We start from the raw sequence: 25,948 nt of genomic DNA on the forward strand, positions 1-25,948 counted from the left end.
ACAATGATTAAGAAGTTTTATCGCAAGGCCATTCTGGCCACAGCACTGGTCTGTAGTGCAACACTTGCTCACGCAGCCTACCCGGAACGTCCCGTCAAGCTTGTCGTTCCATATCCACCTGGCCAGGCGACTGACATCTTCGCCCGCATTCTGGCTGAAGAACTCACCAGCGAACTCGGCCAACCCGTCGTTGTCGAAAACCGCGGTGGCGCTGGCAGCAACATCGGTATGCAGTACGCTGCCCGGTCCAAACCTGATGGCTACACACTGGCGGTCGGCCCGAGTGCGGGTGCTGTCAACCAAACACTGTATAGCCAGCCGGGCTACTCGCTCCTGGACGATTTCCAGCCAGTCGGAGGCATCTTCTCAGTCCCGCTGATCTTCCTGGCAAATCCGGAATCAGGCATCACATCTCTGACCCAGATGATCGAAAAAGCCAAGGCCGAACCGGATTCGCTGCCCTACGCCAGCGCAGGTGTGGGTGGCAGTCAGCACTTGTCGGCTGAAATGCTCAACGCCGCGGCATCAGTAAAGATGCGCCATATTCCGTACAGTGGCAGTGGACCTGCCCAGTCAGACTTCCTGGGCAACCATGTGCCCCTGATGGTCGACTCGGTCACCGCTGCCCTGGCAAACATTCAGACAGGTCGTGCCGTTCCCCTGGCTGTGACAACCGCTCAGCGTATCGAGCAGCTACCCGATGTTCCGACCGTTGCCGAACTTGGTTACCCAGACTACGAAGCCACTGGCTGGGCAACTGTTCTGGCGCCAGCAGGAACGCCCGATGACATTGTCTTGTTGCTCAACGAGAAGATCACCAAAATTCTCGAAACACCCAAGATGCAGAATGCCATCAAGTCTCGCGGTGCCCAGCCCATGAACTATCAGCCTGCACAGGGACGTGCCTTCCTGGAAAACGAGATCGGCAAATGGGCTACAGCAGTCAAACAGTCGGGCGCAAAGGTCGACTGACCCAGGCTCGCAATGGCAACCTGTCGGCATACAACGCCGCGTGACAGAAAGCCATTCAGCCACTCGTACCTATGTCGTACCTGCCGGGTTCATGGTTGTCTCGGTGGGTACGATGTCCGTGCCGGTGGCGACACATACCTTGTTGCGGCCGGTGTGTTTTGCTTCATAGAGAGCCTGGTCGGCCAGCCATATCAAGTCCACAACGCTTGAGGATTCGCCGGGAATCAGGGCAGCCACACCGAGGCTGATCGTTGCAACCGACGCACAACTCGACGAAGCATGCACCAGGCCGAGTCCTGCAAATGCCAGACGAACCGACTCGGCCGCCTTTTGCGCGGCGTTCAGATGGTACGAAGGAAGGATCAGTGCGAATTCCTCGCCACCGTAGCGTGCCGCCAGTTCATCCTGACGCTTGCTGCGTGACAACAGCACTCTGGCAAGCGCCTGAATACACGCATCACCGGCCTGATGACCGTATAAATCGTTATAAGCCTTGAACTCATCCAGATCCAGCATGACAAGGGCAACCGGCGTTGCCTCAGCCTTCGCTCGCTGCCACACTTGCTCCAGCATCTGATCGAACTTGCGCCGATTGGCCAGTCCACTCAATCCGTCAACCATGCTCAGCTGTTCGAGACGTTCGTTGGCCTCACGTAATTGTGCGGTACGTTCCTCGACTCGTCGCTCAAGTTCCTGGTTGGCCTGGGCAAGGGCCTCACGCAGACGATTCTGCTCCCCGGCCTGGGCTCGCAAGCCAACAGAATGCCGGTATCCGATCCACAACAGTAACAGCACCGCCACCAGAATCAACCAGAGCGCACCTAGGCGCTGACGCTCCTGCCATAGCGACATCTCTGAGACCTCGCTTGTGACCGCAGTGATGGCCAGCTCGCTACTGATCTCCGAAATCTTGCGCGCGCGCAGATACTCCTCCGATGACAGGAGTTCCCTGGCCTGTAGCCAGCGTTCTTCATTCATGAGCATGATGGCGAGATCACGCGTTGCCTGCAGTCGTTCGCTTTCCTGGGCGAGTCGTTCAGCTTCTGCAGCCATGCGCATGCCGGCCGTCAGACCCCTGATTTCACGCAAAATCTGATCGAGTTGATCAGTCTGTGCCAAATAGTTGGCTGAACGCAGAATGTTTTCCTCAAACAGAGTGGTTGCCAGTGTGTTGTTGATCGCTTCGTTAAGGATCTGTACACGTAGCAAACGCGCGTCAATCGCGGTCTTGATTCGCTGGGTATCAATGCTGCGCACGTCGGTGTAGATGCCAATACTGACGCTCGACAGGAGTAAACAAACCGCTACCCAGAGGCTGACATCAATCCGTCTCATGATGCCATATCCTTGGCACCAGGCTCGCCCCTCGCCCCTGGCATGGCTGACAGTCCATCGCGAATGTCTGAATCGGAGTCCAGAACCTCATCTGCAATCTTGAGCATCCGGGGATCAATGTTCAGCCCCTGCTCGCGAGCGGTTTGCCGGTTGATCACGAAGCTGAAGTTGGCAAGCGGTCCCCACGGGATATCCACCGGCTTCACGCCTTGAAGAATCAATCCTGCCTTACGACCTGCGGCATACCCCACCAGAAAGTAATCCATGCCAAAGGCAGCCACGGCGCCCAGGCGTACGCTATCGACATCACCAGCAAAGACAGGGGTCTGGTGTTCTTTCGCAAAATCAATCAACGCGTCAAGGTTGTTGACTGTAGTATTGTCCGAGGTGATGACAAACGCCTCCACCCTGGGCAGCAAAGACTGTGCGGCTGCGTAGACCTGACTGGAATCATCGATAGTGGCTTCGAGCAGGACAAGTCCCAACTCTATCGCAATGGCCCGCATCCTCTGGATGTGACGCACTGAGTTTGGTTCAGACGGGTTGTAAATGGTACCCCACACCTGTGCCGACGGGAGCATGCGCTGTGATACAGTCGCATCTGCATATCAACCGGCCACAGATCACTGACGCCGGTGAGGTTGCGACCCGAACTCTCCCCGCCCGTACCAATATGAATATCGCGCACACCTTGCTGTGCACTGACTGGCGCAACAACGATTCCCGCACTGATCGGATCAGTGACAGACGAGAAGACGATCGGGATGTCTGCCTGATATTCCAGACCGGCCAACGTGCTCGGCGTGGAGATCGTATGTAGAAGATCGACCCCTTGATCCAGAAAGTCTTTGGCGATTCTCCTGGCTGCCTGCATGCTGCCGTTAGCGTCGGTCCGGATGACTCGAAGATTCCTGCCCTCTTCAAATCCGCTATCGGCCAGACCTGCAACAAATCCCGCCTGGTCAGCATCGAGTGCGGCATGAGAGGCAATCTTGCTCTCGCCAATGACAAACACCGGCTGTGCCAGGACAGTGCTCGTGCCAAAAAACAGCACAACACCAAGCCACATGAACTGACGACACCACCAGAGCACTGATTCCGCGCCAGCACTGTCTGGCCTGGCAACGCCACGTGCCAATATCTTCCGGGCGACCCATTGCTCATGTTGCTGTTGACAGCGTTGAGAACGCCACGGCGCACGCCGCCACAGGCAGCGTTTCACGCTAGCCATACCAGTCGGGATTCGCTGCACAATCCTGTTCAAGGCCTTCCCTGAACCCCATATTTGTATTGTTGATACGTTCTGCTGCCGGGCTTGTATCACCGCGCCCCTGCCGTGCAAACCATCCGAAAAATATCACTCGATGCCATCAACGACCCAGATCACGAGACAATTCTTGCTGACACGAAAAACCGCTCAGGCATCAATCGCTACAGAGAATCACCCTTGCACTGCCAGCCAATTCATTACCGGGCCCCAAACGCGCCCGACACAAGCCCGCAGTTTCAAAAATGTTATTGGGAAGACATTGTTCTGGACAAACCTGCCTCAGCAGTTTGATCTGGCGCATGATATTGATCTTTTGGTCAGATCATCTGCGTCTGGCGGGGGCCTTACCCGGTTTCGGCTGGTTTCGGCTGGTTGTGGCTCGTTTCAAGCGCACGTGCGCATTCTCCCCCGAACAGGTGCATCCTCGTTATTAGGAGTCGCCCGTAGTGGGCGGGATCGACAAAGACACACGAACTTGCCTGACACATTGAGAGCCACGTAAGAAGCCGTGAATGGACTCAGCATCACGATCAGAGGCAAGCCGCACGCTGTCAGTTGCCACAGATATGCCGCAGACAATCAGCGAACCGTTCTGTCAGCTATTGTGAGGTTTTCTCACCCTGGAAGACACTGGAGGTGACAAACCTTTGCAAGGTTGCAAACAAACAGCCAGCCACCTCGCACCGAGTTATCAAGTACCTGTCAGCACGCCAGCCAGGCCAGCCCCCTAACCAATAAACAAGGGAATCGAAACCAGCAGCAACAACACATACGCGACTGCATAATATCGCCTGACCAGAATATTGATCCGTTTTGCGGGTTCGGGTTTGCCATCCACCAACAGCCCCACAATCAGGCAGGACGCTAGCAAGCTGACACTGAGCATGATGATGGTGGTATTGAAGAGCACATCCGACAGTGTGAAATAGTGCACCACAGGCAACTCCCTGTTGAGCACGAATTTCAAGGCAATCGTGGTCAGAATCAACGTCGTGGTTCCACCGATACGGGGCGAGGTGTACGCCGCCTGAAACGTCAGATCGATCCACAGCAACCCCCACGACACCAGCGCAATCACGATCAGCGGCAACAGAACTTTCTGGACGCCATCATGCGCGTCGTAATTAACCAGAATGTTCAGATCAATCTGGGCAAATGAGCGTTTCGAGTGGGCAAATCCGGGCTGTGCACTGACAGACCAGTTGACCTCAGTCGGATACCAGTTGCCGTGCAGTATGCGGTCGACCGCCTGCAGATCGTCCTTGGGGGTGAGCTCTCCGAGCTCAAACCAGACTTGCTTGTTGTCCATGGCAGCACTAGACAGTGCCATACTCAGATCCAGCGAGCCAAACGGGAAATAGTGCAACTCACCATCGAACCTGGGATGTGCCGTGAACTTCTCCCTGATTTCAACATCGCCGTTTGGCCAGATCGCCAGCCAGTAAACCCGTGCAGAGGACAGCCCTTTCTCTCCACTAACATCCAGTACTGGATACCAGATCGACTTAAGCTGCTGCTCGGCTCGGGAGCTCATCCAGATGCGCGGTCGGTCCACCTCTGAGTCGTAGGCCAGTCTGGGATCATTCCAGCGCATGCCAAACTGGGCGGTCAGATCAAAAGTTCCGGAACTCAGATTGATGTCATTAATATCATCAATCCACATATCAACCGTAACAATGGTCGGGCCGTCAGGATTGGGCGGCGTGATATCCGCTTTTGCAGGACAGGCAACCAGCAGGCTCAGCAAGAGCAGACCGATCATCAACCCGTACCTGAAAATCAAGGAACCATCTGCGCATCTGATTGCGACGCGATCTGCAAACTCCGTTTCAACGGGGTCCATACCCGACAATGTCATAGATATCTCCTGAAAGATCGCTTCGAAAAAGCTTGAAACAATCACATCACACGGAACACACCGTCCTCTCGGTCCTCAGAGCACCTAGAAACATACGGAGGCACCATTCGATCGACGCAATTGACACGCGGTTACCCGCTAGCCGTATTGTGCCTGTCCTGCGCGCGTCTTCAAGCCGGAGTTAGCGGCTGAGCAAACCCCATCGGCAATCAGGCTGGCCGTTCCGACCGAATCGGTCAATCCCAGATGGCCGTGGCCTGTAGCGACCCACAAACCCGGCAATTTGTCAGCGTTATCTGATACAAAGGCATCGGCCGGGCCCATGACAGGAACCGTGTCAGGCATGCAGGGCCGATGCCCCATCCAGGTCTGATGTGGCTTGTCGACAAGCTCGCTGAAATTCTCCTGAGCAACACGCAGTAGAATCCGGGCACGATGTTCGTTAGGCTGCGCTTGAGTGCCTGCGAACTCGACCGTGCCTCCAATCCGAAGTCCGTCCTCCATTGGCGTCAAAAATACTTTGTGGTCAGTCAGAATGACCGTTCTGGAGACCGGCGATTCGCGATGAGTGAACTGTACGTGATAGCCACGCTGGGTTTCCATGTGTAGCCGGATGCCGAGCGGCTCAAGCAATGCGCGCGACCAGATTCCAGCGGCAACCACGACCTGGCGTGTGAAGATCGGTCGTGCGTCGGTAACGATTTCCCACAGCCCTTCGCCATCGCGCCTGAGCGCTCTCACCTCAGCCCGCGACGATTCCCCACCTCTGGCCAGGAACTGCGCAAAAATCGCTCTAACGTAACGATAGGGATTGAGAATCGTTGCCTGGTCCTCAAGGAACATGGCTACCTTGTAGCGCTCAGGCGCCCGGGGTTCGAGCGCCTGAAGCGCTTGCCTGGAAAGGCGGCTGAACGTGTAGCCATGCTGAGCCCGGAGGTCCCACGCCGCATGGTCAGCATCCAGAGCGGACTGATCACGATAAAGATGCAGATGCCCGCGCCGTAGCACCAACTCCGGAACACCGACCTCCCTGGCCAGGCACTCATGCCTCTGGACAGCAGCCGTGTGTATGCGAGCCAGGCTGGCTGCTGATTGACGCACGATGTGCGGCCTCGCAGCCATCACAAAACGGATCAACCATGGCGCAGCGCTAGGCAGATACCACCAGGGCAGAAACAAGGGGCTGTCAGGTTTGCCAAGCATCCTGGGAACCGATGCCAGCACACCCGGCATTGCCAGAGGCGTCACTGAACTCGGACTGATCGCGCCAGAATTGCCGAAGCTGCAACCTTGCCCCGGCTCCGCCTTGTCGATCAGAATGACCCGCTGGCCTCGCTTGCGCAGTTCATAGGCCGTGCAGACGCCGACGATTCCAGCACCGATGACGGCAACGTCAGCAGCGCCAGTTGGATTGCCTGACCGCGTGCACGCTTGATCGCCATCCTGTTCAGTCATAGCCATCTCTCAAACAGTGGTGGCATCTCATCGTTGTTCACCAGACCATGTCGGGTGAACTACTGTCCAAACCAAGGCTTGGGTGGGCCGCCCGCGACCTCCGTCGACTCCCGCACGGCTGCCCAGACTTGCGAGCCATCAATCATGCCACCCATCGTGTCACCATCAACTTTGCCGACATAGTGTTTGCCATTGACTTTGAACTCAATATTTTCTCCGTCGAGGCTGGCATCCGTGATGAGTGTGTCCTGGCCGGCATCAATCAGTTTGCCTTGAAGCTTCTGGTACATCTGGCTCAACTCAAGCTTTTGCCCTGAAAGACCCCAGGTTCCCTGAACATTGGCCGGAACGATCCACAAAAGCGCCGTGCAGTAGCTTGAGCATCCTTCTGTGACATTGATCGACTTGTCAGCATCCCAGTCACCCATGGCAAACGAATTGGAGACCACACGGGTGCCAGGCTTCATGTCCAGTATGGTCGGACGCAGCTTGACGTTCAACGACGGTAGCAGGAACAGCGTCAGAACATCTGCATCCGAGAAATCCGTCTCGAAGATATCCCCATGAATAAATGTCGCGCGGTCCGTCACGCCCGCATCCTGGGCAGCTTTTCTGGAGATGGCAACCATATCGGGGTTGTACTCAACCCCTCGCGCAGTCGATCCACGTTGCGCCGCCGTGATGACCGTTCGACCGTCACCTGAGCCGAGATCAACCAGAATGTCATCTGGCGTGAGTCTGGCCAGATCAAGCATCTGGTTTACCAGGGACTGGGAAGTCGGCACCCAGACCACATCCTTGCCCGACTGACCCACCGTGGGCTCAAACGTCGTGCTGGAAGCCGCTGTTTCGCTTGCCTGTGCAGGAGCGGTCAGGAATGCCCCGGCTAGCATTGCAGCAGCAAGCGCCTGAAATTTTCGTGCAGATCCTGTCTGATTTCGTACGCTATCTCCAAAAACCATACTGAATCTCCCAGTTAAATAACGCCTGAACTGATCGCCTTGCCGTGATCTGAACATGCCTGATCTGAACTGACTATACAAGGGGGTCTGCACACAGGTCGATATCCTGAGTTCAGTTGATGGAATTACGAGTATCAAAGACAGACAACCAGACGCACCCGATCTGAATCCATATCAATCAAGTTGGTCTGGCACGCTGCTTGCGATGACGCACGTTGAGCAGCCCGTCGAGCGCGTTGGCAAACTCACGCCGATCTGAGTGGCTAAGGGTTGCAGGACCCGTCGTCTGGATGCCAGCATCACGCAACTCCTGCAACATGTCCCGCATCTGCAGTCGTTGCCCAATCGAGTCAGAGTCAAACATTTCGCCCCGGGGACTGAGGGCCATGCCACCTTTTGCGAGCACTTCTGCCGCTAGCGGAATGTCTCCTGTCACGACCAGATCACCCGGATTCGCGCGGCTGACAATGTACTGGTCCGCGACATCAAATCCCCGCTCGACCTGAACCGACCGAATCCAGGGAGAAGGCGTGACCCTCAACATCTGGTTTGCGACCAGTGTCACCTGGACCTCCCAGCGCTTGGCCGCCCGAAAAAGAATTTCCTTGATAACTACGGGGCACGCATCAGCATCAACCCAGACATTCAAACACTGCTCCTCAAATCAGACACGCCGGGATACCCCATCAATAGCACCGATCACCAGCCAACACCTGAGAGTATCCGTCAGGAATCTCTGGCGCGCAAACGACGACTTCCCCGCCAACCCCACCCAGCTCCCATAAAGGATGACAGCCGTATGTGGGATTCCGGTGTCAGGCGATCTGCCTGAGCCCATGACTGAGCGAGGCGACCTTCTCAAAACCATTCTGTTTGAGGATCGTCACAGCCAGGGACGAACGCCGGCCCGAGCGGCAAAGTGCCACCACCGGCTTGTCTTTCGGGATTTCACCGATGCGGTCATTTAACTCGTTAAGGGGAATATGAACATCCACCAATCGCGCATGCACCGGACAGTCTTTGATCTCGGCAGGCAGACGCACATCAAGAACCGTCACATCATCGAGGTGATGCTCAAGCCATTCGAAGTCCAGCTCGGGCACCCCTGCGTAGGTAAGATGAATCTCAGCCCAGTCCGGGGTGACAGGCAGGCGGCCATCTTCTGGCGCGCCACTACGCAGGTTAGCGGGCACTGCCTCATCGATCATTTTGGGGTGGGGCAACTTCATGGCCTGCATGTACTGCACGAAATCAGTTTCATTTGCGCCGTCGCCGACACGGGCGTTGAACTGCTTCTCTTCATCAATCGAGCTTACCGTTCGGCCCTGGTAGTCATGTGCCGGATACACCACGCAACGGTCTGGCAAAGCGAAGAGTTTGCCGGTGATGGACTGATAGAGCTTGTGCGCACTACCTTGCTGAAAGTCGCTCCGACCACACCCCCGTATCAGTAAAGCATCACCGGTGAAGACCATCGACTCATCATTCATCACAAAACTCATGCAGCCATCTGTGTGCCCCGGGGTGGAGAGCGCTCGAAGCGTCACCCCTGGCACACCAAACGTGTCACCATCTTTCAGATAAAGATCAACATGCTCAGCGTTGATCACCTCGGCAGAAGCAATCGTGCATCCTGTTTTCTGCTTGAGCAGCCAGGCCGCCGTGATGTGATCGGCGTGCGCGTGGGTGTCAGCAACCAGCTCCAGCGTCAAACCGAGTTCGTGCAAGAGCGCGAGATCTCGATCAACCTGACCAAATACAGGATCAATGATCAGAGCCTTGCGTGCAGTTTCATCTGCCAGCACATAGGTGTAAGTCGAAGAAGTCGTGTCATACAACTGTCTGAAAATCATTGCGTCATTCTCCCGTTCGTTCTCAATAGGGCATCGGAGCAGGTCAGCCACAGCAAGCATGCCGTCCACCTCACGTCACGGATCCACTCCGAACAAAATGGAACCAAAAGGCGGTTCATTCTCATCCGGAAACTTGCCTCAACACCATGTGACACACGACAGTCAACCGCACTTGGGCAGGGGCTTGCTTGACCTGTTTAACTTATCACGGTTTAGTATCGCATTTCTCTAATATTCTGCCCGTCAAACCCCGACAACCGATATGCACACAGGAGACCTTGCCCCTTGGACCGTGCCATCTCTTTAGGCCCTCTCGCCCTTTCACTGAACATCCTGATATGGATGGGCTCGCTCTGGTTCGGACTCTGGGTTGCATCCCGAGTCGCGCGCCGTCACGCTGTCCACATGTACTGGCAGACTTATGCCGTGCTGGTCCTTGGCTTGACCGCAGCCAGGCTGGGGTTTGTCGTCCAGCATCTGGATACGTATCTGGCAAATCCGATCACAATTCTGAACATTCGTGATGGTGGATGGCAACCATGGGCTGGTTTTGCGGCTGTGGCCTTTCTGATGGTTGTGGCCGCCTTGCGTCGCAGTCCGCAGGCTCGCCCGATTGCTGCAGGACTGGCAACTGTGTTGCTACTTGGAATGGGAACAACAACCGGCATGAGACTGACGAGTCACCAGACGCCAGAACTCGCATCATTCTCTGTCGCGGACATGAACGGGCAGTCCCTCGATCTGCAAACATTCCATGGAAAGCCGCTCGTGGTCAATCTCTGGGCGTCCTGGTGCCCACCGTGCGTGCGAGAAATGCCAGTACTGCAACAGGCGCAACTGGCACATCCGGACGTGGCGTTTGTATTTTTGAATCAAGGGGAGTCTGTTCACCAGATCCAGACGTTTCTCGATCGCCACCACATGGTGTTCGACAATTTACTACTCGACAGAACTGGAGAGGTTGGGCGAGCTTACGGCAGCCAACTGTTACCTACAACCTTATTCTTTGATGCGAACGGAAAACTGGTGGACCTTCGCCTTGGTGAGCTATCAAAAGCGACGCTTGCGCAAAGACTGGAGCAGATATCGCACTGAGGCTGGAAGTGAACAACCCTGAACTCCTCATTCAGAAAACAGAGAAACTCAAGTCGCGAGAGCACAGGCACATGCGGACACAGGGACCGCATGGGTCACCGCATGCGTGACCAAAGGGATGTGCAGATCGAATAAGCGGGAAAGATCTGGAAAAGCAAAAAGAGTGCGACGCACGCACACCCGAAGATACGTATATTGGCCAACCTGCCGCACCTCAAGTGACGCGGGTGAAGCTCTCGATCATGACCCAAAGCGCAGAGCCGAAATTGAGGAGGCAGGTCGACGTTCACGATGACAGATCAATGACAGACCAATCACAGCTGTGAAACGACTGTGACAACGTGATCAGTCCTGACGCTCAGTCACTTCGAGAAGGTGAAAGCCAAACTGGGTCTTGACCGGTCCCTGGACCTCGCCGACCGGTGCACTGAAGACCACCTCGTCGAACTCACGAACCATCACACCGCGACCAAACGAGCCGAGCGCGCCCCCTTCACGACCTGACGGGCAACGGGAGTTGGCACGAGCCACTTCCGCAAAATCTGCACCATTCTCGATTTCTGTTTTCAGCTGAGCACATTTCTCCTCAGAGTCTACGAGAATGTGGCGTGCGCTAGCTTGTGACATATGGAACTCCCTTTTTGACGTAATCTTTACTTTGGCATTGAGAAAATTTGTATCCGCATCACACCGCCCCTCTCTGAGGAAGCAATCTTTTCAAGCGTTTCAAGTGATACAAGCCCGCAGAGTAACGCATTTTAAAATCCGCCCCGGACACCACCCCATTGAGCCCGGGGAATCTCAACCGGTTAACCCACGCGTCCTGCCTCCAGAGAATCATATCTTCCCGTCACACCACCAGACTGTCCAGATATGGGTGACGAACGAATCAGTCGCAATCCGTTCAGTACAACCAGCAGGCTGGCTCCCATGTCTGCAAACACCGCCATCCACATGGTTGCGTGATCAAAAATGGCAAGCACCAGAAAAACCGCTTTGATACCCAGAGCGAGAGAAATGTTCTGCCAAAGTACCTGGTTAACCTTTCTGGACAGCTCAATCGTGCGCGACACCCTACGCAAATCATCATTCATGATGACCACATCGGCTGCCTCCATTGCGATGTCCGTACCGGCCTGCCCCATGGCAAATCCGATGTCTGCACTAGCCAGCGCTGGCGAGTCATTGATGCCGTCACCCACCATACCGACAGGCCCTGCGGTTTCCTGCATGTCTCGTATCGCATCCAGCTTGTCCTGTGGCAAGAGCTCCGAGCGAACCTCGACTATGCCCGCTTGCCCGGCGATCTTTCGGGCGGTCAATGCGTTGTCGCCTGTGAGCATCACAACCTTAACCCCAAGAGCCTGAAGTTGATTGACAGCCTCACGAGCGCTTTCTCTGATCGTATCGGCGACCGCGAAGACAGCCAGCACGGACCGATCATCAGCCAGCAGGCTCAAAGTGTAGCCTTGTGCTTCATAGCCGTTCAGAATGATCTCAACCTGTTCTGTGCACAAACCCAGCTCGTGCATCCAGCGGTGATTACCCAGGCGATAGGTCATCACACGAGACTCCCCCGAGTCATCGCTCTTGAGCGCGGTTTCGACTCTTGCTACCACCCCCCTTCCGGGTTCGGCCGAGAAGTGATGTATGCCGTCCTGGCTTGATTGCTCCGGGTCGGACCCGTGCACTGTCAACCCTTTCGCTATCGCTAAAGACACCGGATGATCTGACCGCCCGGCCAGGGCTCGCGCGATCTTCAGAACAGTATGCTCGCTTTGAGTCTGGCTCAGAATCTGACTGGCCACCATCTCGGGTTTGCCTCGCGTCAACGTTCCAGTCTTGTCCAGCGCAATGTGCGTGAGATGATGAGCGCGCTCAAGAAAAACACCTCCCTTGATCAGCACCCCCATCCTGGCGGCGGATGTAAGTCCACTAACGATCGTGACCGGTGTCGAAATCACCAATGCGCAGGGGCAGGCAATCACCAGTAGCACCAGTGCCTTGTAGATACTGTCGGACCAGGCAATCCCAAACGCCAATGGCCCCCCTATGGCTACCAGAAGAGCGATCACAAACACGGCTGGTGTATAGACTGCCGCGAACCGGTCCACGAATCGCTGTATCGGTGCGCGTGCACTTTGGGCCTGCTCAACGACATGAATGATGCGAGCCAGCACCGTGTCGCTGGCAGGCTTGTCAACCTCGAACTCCAGCTCTCCATACTGGTTGACCGTCCCGGCAAAAACCGGATCACCGGAAGACTTCTCGACCGGGACGCTCTCACCTGTGATAGCAGACTGGTCGGCAGAGCTGTGTCCTTTGAGAACAGTGCCATCAAACGCAAAGCGCTCACCTGGCCTGACACGAACCACCGCCCCGGGCCGAACTGACTGAACACCTGTCCTTGCCCAGCTCCCGTCACGCTGTCGCACCTCTGCCTGCATGGGTGCAAGGTTGAGGAGGCCTTTGATTGCATTGCGCGCACGCGATACAGCGCGGGCCTCGATCAGTTCGGCAATGCTGTACAGAGCCATCACCATGGCGGCTTCGGGCCAGTCTCCGATCAGGAACGCTCCGACAACCGCCACGGTCATCAAGGCATTGATGTTGATCTTTGCATGAGTCAAGGCGAACCAACCCTTGCGCAATACCCCAAACCCGGCCAGACCAATGGCGAATGCTGCAAAGCCCATACCAGTCGCCTTCCACGCTATGGTGTCAGCCGCCATCAGGTGAATCAGTTCAGCTACAACAGCGATGCCAAGCGCAGCAATGGCTCGAAACAGTTCCTGACGCTGCAGGTTTCTCGCCTGCTCTACCGACTGGATCGTCTCGAGTCGGCGGCAAGGCATCCCGAGCGAAGTAATCCGGGTGGCCACCTCGTCCCATACTGATTCAGGCGCGTCAACTTCCAGTGTCCTGGCGGTCAGGTCAAACTGCAAGGATCGAATCTCACTCACTTCTTTGAGTGCACCACGGATCTGCCCCTCCTCAGCCGGGCAATCCATGGCCGGAATATGCAGCAGCAAGCCATTGCTGAACCTGGTGGAACCTGGTGCGACGCGAGGATCCGACGCTCCAGCCGCTGCCGCTGATCTTACAGAAGCGCCATCGCAACAACTTGCAGTTGCAGCGCAACACGCATCCGACGGACTGGGAGATACGTTCTGTTGCGTGTCCGGCTCATCGCATGAATCGTTGCAATGACCGGATCCCGATTGCACATTGCTGCAAGATGTCTGCGAGGACTGGCGCACCTGTGACTCAGCCTGATGTTCGCCATGACAACGATCACCTTGCTGCTGGTCGCAAGCGTGATGTGCAGCGGCTCGGGTTGAAATCTCCTCGCTCGAAACCTCAGAGCTGACACCTGGTTCGGTCAGGTCATTGCTGGAACTTTGCGCGCAGGATTGTTTGCGATTGGCTTGCATTACCTGATCTACCCTTGAAGTCTGTTGTGACTGGTTACAAGTGCTCGACGAACCCATTGGCGCAGTGCTTTGGGCTGGCCAGATGCCTGCTATGTTTTCGTCGTGTTTCCAGCCCTGTGACGGACTCTTCGACTGATGTGATGTCAATCATCCACCTGCCGTTCCGCTGAGAGCCGATGATTCCGCACTTCAAGGACATTTAAAACCCTGTAGTAGCTACAGAGTCAAGCGTTATACTTCCTGGTAGTCCATCCCGACCAGATCGTATCTTTGAGCAGACCGCACCTTTGAACATACTGCCTCGCGCTGATCGGGAAAACAAAAGGCAGCATCCCCCGCGCTGCGAGAAGGAGTGCGAACCATGAGAATCGGCGAACTATCCAGAATAACCTCGACCGGTGTCGAGACAATCCGGTTCTACGAGAAAGAAGGTCTGTTACCACCGCCTGAAAGAACGGCGAACAACTACCGTGCGTACACCCCGGGTCATCTGGAACGTCTGTTGTTTATCCGCCATGGCAGAAAGCTGGGAATGCCGCTTGAGGAGCTTAGAGTACTGCTTCATTTCAAGGACTCGGAAGTGCAAGGATGCGAAACAGTCAATGCGTTGCTGGATCGACAGATCGAAGAAGTGTCTCGGCGACTTGAAGAACTCGAACACCTTAAAAACCAGTTGGATGCACTGCGCCAGCGGTGCAAAGGTGGTCGAACCTCGTCGGAATGCGGGATTCTTTGCGAACTGAGTCGTGCAGCCAGAGCAGACTCAGCCATTTTGTGTGAGTCTCTCTGCGCAGAAAACTGATACACCAGGGTCAACATAAGTCAGAACCGATAGATTTAGACAATCACGACATTTGCAATAATAATGTTGAATAATTCTCATTTGTATAGCAAAATCGAGATTCGTTGAACCATCATCGAGTTTGATCTTCAGTCAACAATGGTCACACAGGAGCGACATCATGCATTCCGTACAGGCAGCCATCATAAAGCGCCCCTTGCAAGTTTCACTCGGCCTCGCTATCAATTTTGTGGGTGCGTTCGCACTCCTCCAGCAGATCTGACGGATACACGTCGTATCGTGATGCGCCGGGAGTCTGCTTCAGAACCCGAAACGCTCCCCGGCCCCCAGTAACGTCATGATTCCAATCGTGGCGAATATACAGGCAGCGATGACATGAACCAGCCTGACGGGAAGCTTCTCGGCGATTCTGTCGCCCAGCAACACAGCGGGCACATTGGCAATCATCATGCCAAGTGTGGTTCCCACCACAACAGAAAAGAATGCCTGGTATTGCGCAGCCAGCGCGACGGTGGCAATCTGGGTCTTGTCACCCATTTCCGCCAGAAAGAATGCAATCAGCGTGGTGCCAAACACGCCATAGCGTGCAAGTGAGCTCTCATCAGCATCGATCTTGTCTGGAATCAGAATCCAGACCGCCATCGCAATAAAAGACAGACCGAGTATCCAGCGTAAAGTCTGAGGCTCAAACAACGTGGTCAGCCAAGCCCCGAGCGCACCGGCAAATCCGTGGTTGACCAGCGTTGCGACCAGAATACCGGCAATGATTGGCCACGGACGCCTGAACTTGGCAGCCAGAATGAACGCAAGCAACTGTGTTTTATCGCCGATTTCTGCGAGCGCGACGACGCCAGTTGAGACAAGAAAAGCTTCCATTGAAAGGGTCCTGGCCGGATACAGACGAATGATCACCACACCCCTCCGACCTGGAAGGTGCTGTGATCAAAGGTCTTGCCAGATTGCTGTAATCGCCAGTGCCATGCCCGGGACGGGCAAGTGTGTTGACAAGGGCATCTCGGAAGTTGAGACAGGCTACTCCCCAATGACGAGGAGGATTTTACATGGATTGAGAAGTTGCGCAGTATGCTGGCGAAAGACTGCGCTCATCAAACGGTGGCGGGTGATCGAATATCAGAGCAGCGTGATCGACGCAACAAAAAGATGATCCAGCGCCCGAATTCTCTGAACACGCCACAAATCCTTGCTGGCATGATTGACAACCCCTGATGTTGGCCCGATGATTTAATTGACATCCTCGCCCACCTGAAGAAAGGCGATTCCTACGGCGCTAAACAAGAGCAAGCTCCTGCGTAGTCGCTTCGGCGGGTTCCTGCTTCGTCGGACGGCCCGACTGCACCGTTCCTCCACAGGCCAACACGGCATGTCCTGCCGCTAAGATATTGATCGCGCCGACGAGATCGGCGTTTTCCTCGAATCCACAGTCGACACAAGCAAAGCGGGCTTGCGTCTGGCGGTTCTGCGCCGACACATGACCGCACCACGGGATCAAGCCCGACATCATGACGCGTGGCAAAGGCATCGGCGGTGGCGTCCCCTTGTCTGCAATACTTGCAAGCAAAGCTGCAAGCTGCTTCGAACACGGTGATCAAGGTGGCACCTACTGCGGCAACCCATTGGTGTGCGCGGTTGGGCTGGCAGTCATGCGCACGCTGATTGATCCTGACTTCTTGGCCATGGCGGCGCACAACGCAGCCTTCTTGCGCGAGGGTCTGACAGACCTCAGCAGCCAGCATGGTCTAGGTGAAACCAGAGGCTCAGGGTTCCTGCTCGCACTCGAAGTCGCGCCAGACACCGCGCCAGCGATTGTCGCCCGTGCAATGCAAGTGGGATTACTCATCAACGCACCGCGCCCAAACTGCCTGCGGCTAATGCCCGCACTCAACATCTCCCTAAGAGACATCGAGACGGGACTGGAAAGACTGGACGAGGTGATCGCTACAATGGGCAGGTCACCCGCGACGCGAGCCGATAGCAAGTTGCGCAGGAAAGGCCTTGAGTGAAGTGAAGTCCCGCACCATGACAGAAATTGTTGCCAATAAGAGAACGATTTCGTGATCACACACCCTCCTGCTCAGACGATCGATCAGCCCTGTGGCGGAACCCTCAATCGTGCGAGTATCGGCTTGAGACCGTTGTGATCAATTTCCTGCATCAGTGCCAACAGACGACCTAACTCACCCTTTGGAAACCCGTTCCGTGCAAACCAGTTTAGATAATGCCCCGGCAAGTCGACCAAAAGCCTGCCCTTGTACTTTCCGAAGGGCATGGTCTGGCGAACCAGCGTCTCGAGGTCGTCTGCTTGCATCAAAAGGCTTGCCTAATATGTCTGGTTGGGTTGGAAGATACAGAAGTTACATTTCCGGGGAGATAGCACGGCATCCCGGATAGCCGCTCGTTGCACTTGGTACGGATGCCGATCTGATTTCTTCTTCCATGCTTCAAAAGCCTGCATACCCAGTTCCTGCTCAAAATCGGTGATGATCTCGAGCCTTCTCTCTTGTATCGGCTTGCTGAAGTCCTCGTACTGAAACGCATCATCGAACCCGGCTTGAATGGCATCATCCAAGTTTTCCGCAATAAACACCCTGTCGATGCGAGCTCAGTAAATCGCACTCATGCACATGGGACAAGGAACCGCGGTGATGTAGATATCGCATCCCCTTAGCATACGAGCATACCCGGGTGCTGGATCATCTGATCCAGCCTCACGCTCCAACCTCACCCGCGATGAGTTCCAGTGTGGTGCTTGCGGCTTGATCAAAACAAAAATAATCCTTAGGTTTGATTCGCCCACAGGCATCAAGGATCGCCGTCATCTCAGCATGATAGATGGGAACGCCTGTCAGCAACACACGGTTCTGTCCCCTGCCGATAATCTCTCCGTCCCTGAAGCTCACCGCGCCAAACGGCCCACCCCGCCCTTTCTCGACCGACTCCAGCGCCAGTCGAGCCGCCTCCTGAATGTAAACACGTCCAGCGGAACTGGGCGAATCTGTACTGTTGTGGGTCGCTGAAACGCAGCTGGAAGAGACATTGGCAGGCTGTACAGTCATGGAATCCTTCAGGTTGTATCGGGATGGATTAAGGATGGTTCCGGAGTGATTCCGGGATGACCCCCGGGTGCAGAGCGAGCACCAGACTGAAAACAGGTGTGGCAGCCAAAGCAAAACAAACCACTCACAGACGCGGCAGATCAATTCGACAGGCGTAATTGTGACAATGCGTTTCTGAGTGATGACAAGTACGCCGGGCTTCGAAGATCATATTAGCCAAATGTAAAGCAGGAGACGGCAAATTCATATAACGAACGACCAGACGAGCCAGGTTTGCGTGAAATGTTACCAAGGAGATGGTAAGTGCACCATTAGATTTGAGCCTTGTGGTTCTCGCACACAGTCGTTTCGATCGTCAGATTTCGCGGTCAATCAGCCCATCAGCTGAACCATCAGACCTGCCACCAACTGCGCGGTTGATCACCGACAAAGTTTCCACACGGCCAAGCTTGTAGGTGAAACAGCACTACCGTATAGTGGGATAAAAGAACCTTATAAGAAAACATGAGTCAGACACACATTAGCCGGGCAGTGACAGCGAAATGGCCGGGTCAGTTTCGCAAATCGAATTCGCTCAGCACTCAGGTAGCGATCTGCGTGAAGATATCACCCTTTTGACGCATGATTGCACGGTTATCCTGGCACACCCAAGGTGATGGAATGGCCTCAAGCAAGTAAACAAGCAAGTACCCAGCGAACCGGTTATCGACGTGGTTTGTACCATCCAGATTGCTTCGAGTGATCTGGGACGAACAATCTTCAGAACAGGAGTTCCAGCATATGGACAATCAATCAGCAGCCGGTAAATGTCCGGTGATGCACGGCGGCAATACTGCAACTGGCAATTCGAACATGGACTGGTGGCCGAACGCCCTGAACCTTGACATCCTGCACCAGCATGACGCCAAGAGTAATCCGTTGGGCAACGATTTTGACTACGCAGAAGAATTCAAGAAACTTGACCTCGAAGCGGTCAAGCAGGATTTGCGTAACCTGATGACCAATAGTCAGGAATGGTGGCCAGCCGACTGGGGTCATTATGGTGGCTTGATGATCCGCATGTCCTGGCACGCAGCTGGAACCTACCGAATCGCAGATGGTCGTGGCGGAGCCGGCACCGGAAATCAGCGGTTCGCACCGATCAATAGCTGGCCCGACAATGTCAGCCTGGACAAGGCGCGGCGCCTGCTATGGCCGATCAAGAAAAAGTACGGGAACAAGCTGTCCTGGGCAGACCTGCTGGTGCTGGCAGGCACCATTGCATACGAAAGCATGGGCCTGAAAATTTACGGATTTGCGGGTGGTCGCGAGGACATCTGGCATCCCGAGAAGGACATTTACTGGGGCTCGGAGAAAGAGTGGCTCCAGAAAAGTGGCGGAGAAGGTAGCCGTTACAGCGGTGAACGCGATCTGGAGAACCCGCTTGCGGCGGTCATGATGGGTCTGATTTACGTCAACCCGGAAGGTGTCGACGGACAGCCCGATCCACTCAAAACAGCACATGACGTACGAGTCACTTTCGCTCGCATGGCCATGGACGACGAGGAAACAGTTGCACTGACAGCTGGCGGCCACACCGTTGGCAAGTGCCACGGCAATGGTGACGCATCGCGACTCGGACCGGAGCCTGAAGCAGCCGATGTGACCGAGCAAGGTCTTGGCTGGAAAAATCCCAAAGGCAAAGGCTGTGGCCGCGATGCAGTCACCAGCGGTATCGAAGGTGCCTGGACGACGCACCCCACAAAGTGGGACAACGGTTACTTTGAAATGCTGCTCAACCACGAATGGGAGCTCAAGAAGAGCCCAGCTGGTGCCTGGCAATGGGAGCCCGTTGACATCAAGGAAGAGGACAAGCCGGTTGATGTCGAGGATCCCTCGATCCGTCTGAATCCGATCATGACTGACGCTGACATGGCCATGAAGATGGATCCAGAGTATCGCAAGATCTCCGAGCGGTTCTACAAGGATCCAGAGTATTTCTCTGAAGTGTTTGCGCGCGCATGGTTCAAACTCACCCATCGCGACCTGGGGCCCAAGTCCCGCTATCTCGGCCCGGATGTTCCTGCTGAAGATCTGATCTGGCAAGATCCTGTCCCGGCAGTCGATTACACGCTGAATGACAAGGAAATCGCAGAACTCAAGGCGCGTCTGCTCGATAGCGGACTGACACGCCAGGAGCTGATCAACACGGCATGGGACAGCGCCCGCACTTTCCGCGGTTCAGATTGCAGAGGGGGTGCCAATGGTGCCCGTATCCGTCTGGCGCCACAGAAGGACTGGGAAGGCAATGAGCCCGAGCGCCTGAAGAAAGTTCTTGCCACACTTGAAAAAATTCAGGCATCACTGCCCAAGAAAGTCAGCTTGGCTGACTTGATTGTGCTGGGTGGCACGGCGGCGGTGGAACAGTCTGCGCGCGAGGCTGGTGTGAACATCACGGTACCTTTTGCGCCGGGTCGTGGCGATGCCAGTCAGGAAATGACCGATGCTGACTCGTTCGACGTACTCGAACCACTACATGATGCGTATCGCAACTGGCTCAAGAAGGACTACATCGTCTCGCCCGAAGAGATGATGCTCGATCGCACCCAGCTCATGGGCCTGACCGCACCTGAGATGACCGCTCTTGTTGGTGGAATGCGTGTTCTGGGCACCAATCACGGTGGGACCAGTCACGGTGTGCTGACAGACAAGGTTGGCGTGCTGAGCAATGACTTCTTCGTGAATCTGACGGACATGGCATACAGCTGGAAGCCTGCCGGCAACAACCTCTACGAGATCGTCGACCGCAAGACTGGTGAAAAACGCTGGACAGCCACTCGCGTTGATCTGGTGTTTGGGTCAAACTCGGTCCTGCGTGCTTACGCCGAGGTCTATGCACAGGACGACAACAAGGAGAAATTCATCAAGGACTTTATCAACGCCTGGGTGAAGGTCATGAATGCCGATCGCTTCGATCTGAAGAGATAGGCAAGAATGCACCGCTGAGCATCTCGTGGCGATTTGCTCCTGATCGCCACAGCAGAGCCCCGCCGGATTTGCGGGGCTCTTTTTTTGATGCGCCCCGGGAGCGTATCATTCCGGGGAAATGAAAGTTCTCCTGGCCACGTTGCGTCCGCCCTGGCCTCTTGCCGGCTGGCTGACACGAACTAAGATGGCCGCGCCTGTGGCCCTGTGCCTGTCGTATTCCGGCCCGGGACAGCCGTGCTCACGACCCCTGCTGCTACCAGGCACTCAATGTTAGTTAAAATGATAACTTGTCTCAGAATCTATCGCCGCAGTGCATGCTATTCACCCGTACCTGGTGTTGAGCAAACCTGATCCGACTCTGGATGTTGCAGCCCACACCGAGCGAGGACACGCAACCTGCAGGCGGGTCCCTATGCCTGGCCCTGTTCTGATCTTGCATTTGTTTCTGGCAGTGTCAGAACCTCTATAAGTTTGACGTCTAATCATGCACACCCGAGCACTTGTCCTCTTTTCTGGCGGTCAGGACTCTGCCACCTGTCTGGCCTGGGCCCTGGATCGTTTCACGCGCGTTGAAACCGTCGGGTTCGACTACGGCCAGAGACACGTAGTCGAACTGGCGTGTCGGCAAGTGTTCATGGAACGCTTGAGAGAACAGCGTCCGGACTGGAACGACCGTCTGGGTCCGGATCACATGCTCGATGTCGGGTTGATCTCCCAGATCAGCCAGAGTGCCATGACTGAGGACAGGGCCATCGAAATGCAGGCCAATGGTCTGCCCAACACATTCGTGCCAGGACGCAATATCCTGTTTCTGACACTGGCCGCGACACTGGCCTACCGTCGAGAGCTCAGCGTTCTGGTCGGCGGAATGTGCGAGACAGATTACTCGGGTTATCCGGACTGTCGGGATGACACATTGAAATCTCTGCAGGTGACGCTTGGCCTGGGCCTTGACACCAGAATGGTGATCGAGACCCCGTTGATGTGGCTAAACAAGGCTCAGACCTGGGAACTTGCCGAGCACCTGGGCGGTGAAAGCCTTGTCAGCCTGATCGAATCCGACACCCACACTTGCTACCTGGGAGACCGGACACACCGGCATGCGTGGGGGTATGGTTGCGGGTCCTGCCCGGCGTGTGAACTCAGGCGCACCGGACACGAACATTTCCGGGCTGCCGGCAAATGAAGACCTGTCAGGCAAAGCTCACCGACCCAGCGAACTGCATGTTGTCCAGAATGCCCGCTGTCAGCCAATCTCGAGTAAAGCCAAGGCAATATCAGGACGCGTGAAGCAAAGCTTGACTGCACGTCCGCTGGCTCGCATCACGCAATACTGCAACCGAATTCACATATAACGATCCATGTCTGAACCGATTTCTCTCACGACTGCCCAAGCCCGTTTCGAGGCGGCTCGCCGTCTGACAAGCCTGCCAAACGGGCATCGCAGGCGTTCGCTGCATGGCCACGGGTTTGTGGCAACCGCCCATGGGTATCTCACTCCACGAGAGATACCGTTTGCTGGAGCCCAGTCTCATGTGCTCGCAGAGCGACTTCGGGCGTGTGTAGAGCAGATCGATTACAGCGATCTGAATCAAATCATCGACCACCCGGACGATCTGGCACTGGCAAGATGGATACGGGATCACATTGGTCTGGACAGTCTGGATTATGTCGGCATTCAAAGCACACCCGATCAGGGGGTGCAGATTGCCGTGAAATCAGGCAACCGACTAGATGACTTTGGATCCTTTGACTTGCCCGAGGCATCTGCGCCCGCGAACCAGACCATCCGGATCTGGCGCAGGTACCACTTCAGGGCAGCACACCAGCTACCCAACGTGGGGCCGGATCACAAATGTGGACGAATGCATGGACATGGGTTTCAGGTCATTCTGCACGTCGATACTGACGGTGTCATCAGCTATGATGATCTGGACTCGGCGTGGTCTACTTTGCAAGCGCAACTGGATCGACGCTGCCTGAACGACATCAACGGATTATCCAACCCCACCAGCGAAATGATTTCTGCCTGGATCTGGGAGCGGATTCGACCCAGTCTGCCATCAATCTCCTGGGTCACCGTGTTTGAAACGGCCTCATGTGGCGCACAGTTTGATGGCGAGCGATACCAGATCTGGAAGGACTTCACGATTGACAGTGCTATCCGCATGAATGCAGCCCCCTCAGGTGATCCGAGAAGCATGATACACGGCGACACCTTTCTGGTGAGACTTCACCTGAGCGCAGATCTAGATACCGTCAAAGGATGGACAGTTGATTTTGGTGACGTCAAGTCGGCCTTCAACCCCGTGTTTCAGGCACTAGACCACCGCCCATTGCACGAGAACGAAGCCCTGGCCAGAGGAGATGCCGAAGCCATTGCACGCTGGACGCTCGGAACTGCACACAAATCTATCCCCCAACTCTCACGAGTTGATGTGATTGACAGTCAGGGGGCTGGTGCAATCGTTTTTAGTGGGTCCCTTGGTGCAGCGCTACCCGCCTGAAAGCAGAGAAAGACCTGACACCCCCGCCGATTAACGGCATCACGGAACCCACCACATTCGATGATCTACTCAGTCAAAGAGATTTTCTACACCCTGCAAGGCGAAGGACTGCAAGCAGGCATGCCAGCCGTTTTTTGTCGATTCGCTGGCTGCAACCTCTGGACTGGACGAGAGGTTGACCGTCCCAAGGCGATTTGTCAATTTTGTGACACCGACTTTACAGGCACAGACGGAACGCTGGGAGGCAAGTTCAGGAGTGCAGACGATCTGGCCGACACCATCCTGCAGCTCTGGCCTTCAGACGACACCCGCCACAGACTGGTTGTCATGACCGGTGGAGAACCATTGCTACAAGTCGACCCTTCCCTGATTGCTGCATTACACGCCCGGCAATTCCGGATTGCGATTGAAACCAACGGTACGATTCAGGCGCCTGAGGGTCTGGACTGGATCTGTGTCAGCCCCAAAGCGGGCGCCGACTGGGTTCAGCGAACGGGCAATGAGCTCAAGCTGGTATTTCCGCAACCGGGCCTCATGCCGGATGATCTGAATCTGGCAGACCTGGCGTTCGAGCATTTTCTGCTGCAACCCATGGATGGACCATTACAGCGTACCAACACCGAGAAGGCGATCGCATTCTGCCAGGCTAATCCTGCCTGGCGTCTGTCCGTACAAACCCATAAGATGACAGGTATTCGATAGATTTCTTATGCCTTCTGGTCGCCAATAGCTTCGGTGACCGATTCACGCTAAGCCAGCCCTTCGCGCGGACCCACACTCTAATCTGTGCTTCTCGCGGACCGGACCATCAGAATGTGAGGCGTACCCGCCTCATCAAAAGCCGGACCGCTCGGCAAAAAACCGAACCGCTGGTAAAGCGGCATAGCGTCGACTCTGGAATGGAGCTCGAACTGATTGAGCCCTTGACTCTCCGCCTGCTCAATCAGTGTGGTAAGCAAGTGCGTGCCCAGACCGATCCCCCTGAACGCCTTGCGTACAGCCAGTCGACCAATGCGTGCCACGGGTCCTGTTAACGCTTCACCAAAAGGTTGCACCACGACTCTACCCGTTGCGATCGCCTTTGGGTAGTGACCCGCACCCCGACTGTAGATCACGATGTGCATACAGGTGACATCAAAATCGTCCTGCTCAATCTCGGGCGGCACATTCTGCTCATTGACAAATACATCCTCTCGCACACTCAACGCATCTGCGCCCAGAAGCGCCCAGCCGCCTGTACTTTCCAGGAATCCAGCCTGATCTGGCAAGTCAAAATATCTGTCCTGGCGATCGTTCAATGTTCTCTCCAGCAACCCTGATTCAAAAATTCCCTTGATTCTGACCCACAGTCATACGCTACCAGTTACACTCGCCAGCACCGACTCTGCGTCCATCATTCTACCGACATCGCATGTTTCTAGCCGTCATCGACGCAGTCGTTCCGGTCTTCGGGCTCATTCTGCTTGGCTGGCTTGCAGCCCGCAGACAGTGGCTGCCAGACTCCGCGACCGACGCACTAAACCGTTTCGTCATATTTCTGGCGTTGCCCGCCCTGCTATTCATGGCCATGGCACGCTCGGATGTTTCCGTTCTCTCAGAATTCGGGCTCGGTGCAAGCTTCGGCCTTGGCACGCTCGGGGCAAGCCTGATCTATCTCTGGGTCAGTCGCAGGGAGTCACTCGACACCGTGGTCCGTAGCATCAACAGCATGAGCGCAAGCTACGCCAATGCGGGTTTCATGGGCATCCCGCTGATTCTGATTGTCTTTGGTCAACAGGCGATGCCGGCAGCCGTTGTCGTCTGCATCATGACCGTTGCAGTGCTTTTTGGCATCACGATTATCGCGATTGAAGTTTTCAAGGCCAAAGGACGTGATCTCGTTCCAGCCCTCAAGCGAGTCAGTCTTTCCCTGGCAAAGAACCCAATCCTCGTTGCACCTGTCGCAGGTTTGCTGTTCTCGGCGTACGAGATTCCCATTCCGACGGCAGCCGAAGGTCTCATTGACTTGCTCGCTGGTGCCGCAACGCCTTGCGCACTTATTACGATCGGCCTGTTCCTGGCCCGCTCCCCGGTTGCCAGCTCGAGTCGCAGTGTGCCCCAGATCGTCTGGATCAAGCTACTGGTTCACCCGATACTGGTCGGACTGTTTGCCCTGAGGGTCTTTGATGTCGATCCGGTCTGGGCCTGGACTGCCATTCTGGCGGCGGCCCTGCCCGTTGGTACCGGCCCGTTCATGCTTGCCAATCTTTACCAGCAGGATGCTTCTGCCAGTGCCCGGGCCATTCTGATTTCAACAATCGGATCAGTACTTTCCCTCAGTTTGTTGGTGGCGTGGGTGAACTATGCCAATATTGTCTGAGTCTG

The 25,948-nt window shown here is 55.5% G+C and carries 25 protein-coding genes and 1 riboswitch; of the genes, 9 read left to right on the forward strand and 16 right to left on the reverse strand.

The window, feature by feature from the left end:
• Nucleotides 1–6: 6 nt before the first annotated feature.
• Nucleotides 7–972, forward strand: a complete 966-nt coding sequence (locus DBV39_RS06500; RefSeq protein WP_407669282.1) for a Bug family tripartite tricarboxylate transporter substrate binding protein — start codon at nt 7–9, stop codon at nt 970–972.
• 69 nt (nt 973–1,041) lie between these two features.
• On the opposite strand, the gene DBV39_RS06505 is transcribed toward DBV39_RS06500, so the two are convergent.
• The 8 genes from DBV39_RS06505 to DBV39_RS06540 all read right to left on the reverse strand — a co-directional run bounded on the left by DBV39_RS06505 (nt 1,042) and on the right by DBV39_RS06540 (nt 9,705).
• Nucleotides 1,042–2,307: a GGDEF domain-containing protein gene (locus DBV39_RS06505; RefSeq protein ID WP_108620843.1), complete on the reverse strand. Its 1,266-nt coding sequence runs from the start codon at nt 2,305–2,307 to the stop codon at nt 1,042–1,044.
• Entirely contained in the window at nt 2,304–2,831 is a 528-nt protein-coding gene (locus DBV39_RS20250) for an ABC transporter substrate-binding protein (protein ID WP_407669270.1), read from the reverse strand. Before DBV39_RS20250 ends, DBV39_RS06505 begins: the two co-directional genes overlap by 4 nt.
• Nucleotides 2,795–3,571: an ABC transporter substrate binding protein gene (locus DBV39_RS20255; RefSeq protein WP_265416039.1), complete on the reverse strand. Its 777-nt coding sequence runs from the start codon at nt 3,569–3,571 to the stop codon at nt 2,795–2,797. Before DBV39_RS20255 ends, DBV39_RS20250 begins: the two co-directional genes overlap by 37 nt.
• A gap of 733 nt (nt 3,572–4,304) precedes the next feature.
• Nucleotides 4,305–5,435: a ligand-gated ion channel gene (locus DBV39_RS06520; RefSeq protein WP_108620846.1), complete on the reverse strand. Its 1,131-nt coding sequence runs from the start codon at nt 5,433–5,435 to the stop codon at nt 4,305–4,307.
• A gap of 138 nt (nt 5,436–5,573) precedes the next feature.
• Nucleotides 5,574–6,890: an NAD(P)/FAD-dependent oxidoreductase gene (locus tag DBV39_RS06525; protein WP_159078841.1), complete on the reverse strand. Its 1,317-nt coding sequence runs from the start codon at nt 6,888–6,890 to the stop codon at nt 5,574–5,576.
• 59 nt (nt 6,891–6,949) lie between these two features.
• Nucleotides 6,950–7,852 carry a class I SAM-dependent methyltransferase gene (locus DBV39_RS06530; protein WP_108620848.1) on the reverse strand — a complete coding sequence of 301 codons (903 nt, stop codon included), beginning with the start codon at nt 7,850–7,852 and terminating at the stop codon, nt 6,950–6,952.
• Nucleotides 7,853–8,030: 178 nt separating this feature from the next.
• On the reverse strand, nt 8,031–8,501 hold the full coding sequence (locus DBV39_RS06535; protein ID WP_108620849.1) for a YaiI/YqxD family protein: 471 nt from the start codon (nt 8,499–8,501) through the stop codon (nt 8,031–8,033).
• A 166-nt stretch (nt 8,502–8,667) separates the two neighbouring features.
• Nucleotides 8,668–9,705: an MBL fold metallo-hydrolase gene (locus DBV39_RS06540; protein WP_108623143.1), complete on the reverse strand. Its 1,038-nt coding sequence runs from the start codon at nt 9,703–9,705 to the stop codon at nt 8,668–8,670.
• Between the two features lie 285 nt (nt 9,706–9,990).
• On the opposite strand from DBV39_RS06540, the gene DBV39_RS06545 reads away from it, so the two are divergent.
• Complete coding sequence (locus DBV39_RS06545; RefSeq protein ID WP_108620850.1) at nt 9,991–10,800, forward strand: TlpA disulfide reductase family protein; 810 nt, start codon at nt 9,991–9,993, stop codon at nt 10,798–10,800.
• 345 nt (nt 10,801–11,145) lie between these two features.
• On the opposite strand, the gene DBV39_RS06550 is transcribed toward DBV39_RS06545, so the two are convergent.
• Nucleotides 11,146–11,427: a peptidylprolyl isomerase gene (locus DBV39_RS06550; RefSeq protein ID WP_108620851.1), complete on the reverse strand. Its 282-nt coding sequence runs from the start codon at nt 11,425–11,427 to the stop codon at nt 11,146–11,148.
• Between the two features lie 182 nt (nt 11,428–11,609).
• Nucleotides 11,610–13,811, reverse strand: a complete 2,202-nt coding sequence (locus DBV39_RS06555; protein ID WP_108623144.1) for a heavy metal translocating P-type ATPase — start codon at nt 13,809–13,811, stop codon at nt 11,610–11,612.
• Between the two features lie 784 nt (nt 13,812–14,595).
• Here DBV39_RS06555 and cadR point away from each other — a divergent pair.
• Nucleotides 14,596–15,036 carry a Cd(II)/Pb(II)-responsive transcriptional regulator gene (gene cadR / locus DBV39_RS06565; protein WP_108620853.1) on the forward strand — a complete coding sequence of 147 codons (441 nt, stop codon included), beginning with the start codon at nt 14,596–14,598 and terminating at the stop codon, nt 15,034–15,036.
• A 300-nt stretch (nt 15,037–15,336) separates the two neighbouring features.
• Here cadR and DBV39_RS06570 read toward each other — a convergent pair whose 3' ends face one another.
• Together DBV39_RS06570 and DBV39_RS06575 are read right to left on the reverse strand one after the other, a co-directional pair.
• Complete coding sequence (locus DBV39_RS06570) at nt 15,337–15,912, reverse strand: TMEM165/GDT1 family protein (protein WP_108620854.1); 576 nt, start codon at nt 15,910–15,912, stop codon at nt 15,337–15,339.
• A gap of 9 nt (nt 15,913–15,921) precedes the next feature.
• Nucleotides 15,922–16,089, reverse strand: a riboswitch (yybP-ykoY riboswitch).
• 235 nt (nt 16,090–16,324) lie between these two features.
• Nucleotides 16,325–16,576: a zinc ribbon domain-containing protein gene (locus tag DBV39_RS06575; protein ID WP_407669271.1), complete on the reverse strand. Its 252-nt coding sequence runs from the start codon at nt 16,574–16,576 to the stop codon at nt 16,325–16,327.
• Here DBV39_RS06575 and DBV39_RS06580 point away from each other — a divergent pair.
• On the forward strand, nt 16,557–17,057 hold the full coding sequence (locus DBV39_RS06580; protein ID WP_108620855.1) for an aminotransferase class III-fold pyridoxal phosphate-dependent enzyme: 501 nt from the start codon (nt 16,557–16,559) through the stop codon (nt 17,055–17,057). The two genes, DBV39_RS06575 and DBV39_RS06580, sit on opposite strands and share 20 nt — an antisense overlap.
• An 83-nt stretch (nt 17,058–17,140) precedes the next feature.
• On the opposite strand, the gene DBV39_RS06585 is transcribed toward DBV39_RS06580, so the two are convergent.
• The 3 genes from DBV39_RS06585 to DBV39_RS19880 form a co-directional block, all read right to left on the reverse strand.
• Nucleotides 17,141–17,362, reverse strand: coding sequence for a DUF3820 family protein (locus tag DBV39_RS06585; RefSeq protein ID WP_108620856.1), 222 nt, complete (start codon nt 17,360–17,362; stop codon nt 17,141–17,143).
• Nucleotides 17,363–17,374: 12 nt separating this feature from the next.
• On the reverse strand, nt 17,375–17,623 hold the full coding sequence (locus DBV39_RS19875) for a hypothetical protein (RefSeq protein WP_227870844.1): 249 nt from the start codon (nt 17,621–17,623) through the stop codon (nt 17,375–17,377).
• A gap of 139 nt (nt 17,624–17,762) precedes the next feature.
• Nucleotides 17,763–18,110, reverse strand: coding sequence for a tRNA-specific adenosine deaminase (locus DBV39_RS19880; RefSeq protein WP_227870845.1), 348 nt, complete (start codon nt 18,108–18,110; stop codon nt 17,763–17,765).
• A gap of 780 nt (nt 18,111–18,890) precedes the next feature.
• Here DBV39_RS19880 and katG point away from each other — a divergent pair.
• The 4 genes from katG (at nt 18,891) to queE (ending at nt 24,286) form a co-directional block, all read left to right on the forward strand.
• Nucleotides 18,891–21,077, forward strand: a complete 2,187-nt coding sequence (gene katG / locus DBV39_RS06595) for a catalase/peroxidase HPI (protein ID WP_108620857.1) — start codon at nt 18,891–18,893, stop codon at nt 21,075–21,077.
• 484 nt (nt 21,078–21,561) lie between these two features.
• Nucleotides 21,562–22,263, forward strand: coding sequence for a 7-cyano-7-deazaguanine synthase QueC (gene queC, locus DBV39_RS06600; RefSeq protein ID WP_108620858.1), 702 nt, complete (start codon nt 21,562–21,564; stop codon nt 22,261–22,263).
• A gap of 175 nt (nt 22,264–22,438) precedes the next feature.
• The gene (locus DBV39_RS06605) at nt 22,439–23,584 is read left to right on the forward strand and encodes a 6-pyruvoyl trahydropterin synthase family protein (protein ID WP_108620859.1); all 1,146 of its coding nucleotides are present in this window, start codon (nt 22,439–22,441) and stop codon (nt 23,582–23,584) included.
• A gap of 60 nt (nt 23,585–23,644) precedes the next feature.
• Complete coding sequence (gene queE, locus DBV39_RS06610; protein ID WP_108620860.1) at nt 23,645–24,286, forward strand: 7-carboxy-7-deazaguanine synthase; 642 nt, start codon at nt 23,645–23,647, stop codon at nt 24,284–24,286.
• A gap of 77 nt (nt 24,287–24,363) precedes the next feature.
• On the opposite strand, the gene DBV39_RS06615 is transcribed toward queE, so the two are convergent.
• The gene (locus tag DBV39_RS06615) at nt 24,364–24,882 is read right to left on the reverse strand and encodes a GNAT family N-acetyltransferase (RefSeq protein ID WP_108620861.1); all 519 of its coding nucleotides are present in this window, start codon (nt 24,880–24,882) and stop codon (nt 24,364–24,366) included.
• 113 nt (nt 24,883–24,995) lie between these two features.
• Here DBV39_RS06615 and DBV39_RS06620 point away from each other — a divergent pair, with 113 nt between their 5' ends.
• Nucleotides 24,996–25,943, forward strand: coding sequence for an AEC family transporter (locus tag DBV39_RS06620; RefSeq protein ID WP_108620862.1), 948 nt, complete (start codon nt 24,996–24,998; stop codon nt 25,941–25,943).
• Nucleotides 25,944–25,948 lie beyond the last annotated feature (5 nt).

Source organism: Orrella marina (assembly GCF_003058465.1).
Lineage (GTDB): Bacteria > Pseudomonadota > Gammaproteobacteria > Burkholderiales > Burkholderiaceae_B > Algicoccus > Algicoccus marinus.

Coding starts and splice junctions, on each gene's coding strand:
- DBV39_RS06530 (WP_108620848.1), bottom strand. CDS start 7,852: ATGGTTTTTGGAGATAGCGTACGAAATCAGACAGGATCTGCACGAAAA.
- DBV39_RS06505 (WP_108620843.1), bottom strand. CDS start 2,307: ATGAGACGGATTGATGTCAGCCTCTGGGTAGCGGTTTGTTTACTCCTG.
- DBV39_RS06605 (WP_108620859.1), top strand. CDS start 22,439: ATGTCTGAACCGATTTCTCTCACGACTGCCCAAGCCCGTTTCGAGGCG.
- queC (WP_108620858.1), top strand. CDS start 21,562: ATGCACACCCGAGCACTTGTCCTCTTTTCTGGCGGTCAGGACTCTGCC.
- DBV39_RS06620 (WP_108620862.1), top strand. CDS start 24,996: ATGTTTCTAGCCGTCATCGACGCAGTCGTTCCGGTCTTCGGGCTCATT.
- cadR (WP_108620853.1), top strand. CDS start 14,596: ATGAGAATCGGCGAACTATCCAGAATAACCTCGACCGGTGTCGAGACA.
- queE (WP_108620860.1), top strand. CDS start 23,645: ATGATCTACTCAGTCAAAGAGATTTTCTACACCCTGCAAGGCGAAGGA.
- DBV39_RS06570 (WP_108620854.1), bottom strand. CDS start 15,912: ATGGAAGCTTTTCTTGTCTCAACTGGCGTCGTCGCGCTCGCAGAAATC.
- DBV39_RS19880 (WP_227870845.1), bottom strand. CDS start 18,110: ATGACTGTACAGCCTGCCAATGTCTCTTCCAGCTGCGTTTCAGCGACC.
- DBV39_RS06520 (WP_108620846.1), bottom strand. CDS start 5,435: ATGACATTGTCGGGTATGGACCCCGTTGAAACGGAGTTTGCAGATCGC.
- katG (WP_108620857.1), top strand. CDS start 18,891: ATGGACAATCAATCAGCAGCCGGTAAATGTCCGGTGATGCACGGCGGC.
- DBV39_RS06580 (WP_108620855.1), top strand. CDS start 16,557: ATGACGCGTGGCAAAGGCATCGGCGGTGGCGTCCCCTTGTCTGCAATA.
- DBV39_RS06585 (WP_108620856.1), bottom strand. CDS start 17,362: ATGCAAGCAGACGACCTCGAGACGCTGGTTCGCCAGACCATGCCCTTC.
- DBV39_RS06550 (WP_108620851.1), bottom strand. CDS start 11,427: ATGTCACAAGCTAGCGCACGCCACATTCTCGTAGACTCTGAGGAGAAA.
- DBV39_RS06575 (WP_407669271.1), bottom strand. CDS start 16,576: ATGCCTTTGCCACGCGTCATGATGTCGGGCTTGATCCCGTGGTGCGGT.
- DBV39_RS06525 (WP_159078841.1), bottom strand. CDS start 6,890: ATGACTGAACAGGATGGCGATCAAGCGTGCACGCGGTCAGGCAATCCA.
- DBV39_RS06540 (WP_108623143.1), bottom strand. CDS start 9,705: ATGATTTTCAGACAGTTGTATGACACGACTTCTTCGACTTACACCTAT.
- DBV39_RS06555 (WP_108623144.1), bottom strand. CDS start 13,811: ATGGATTGCCCGGCTGAGGAGGGGCAGATCCGTGGTGCACTCAAAGAA.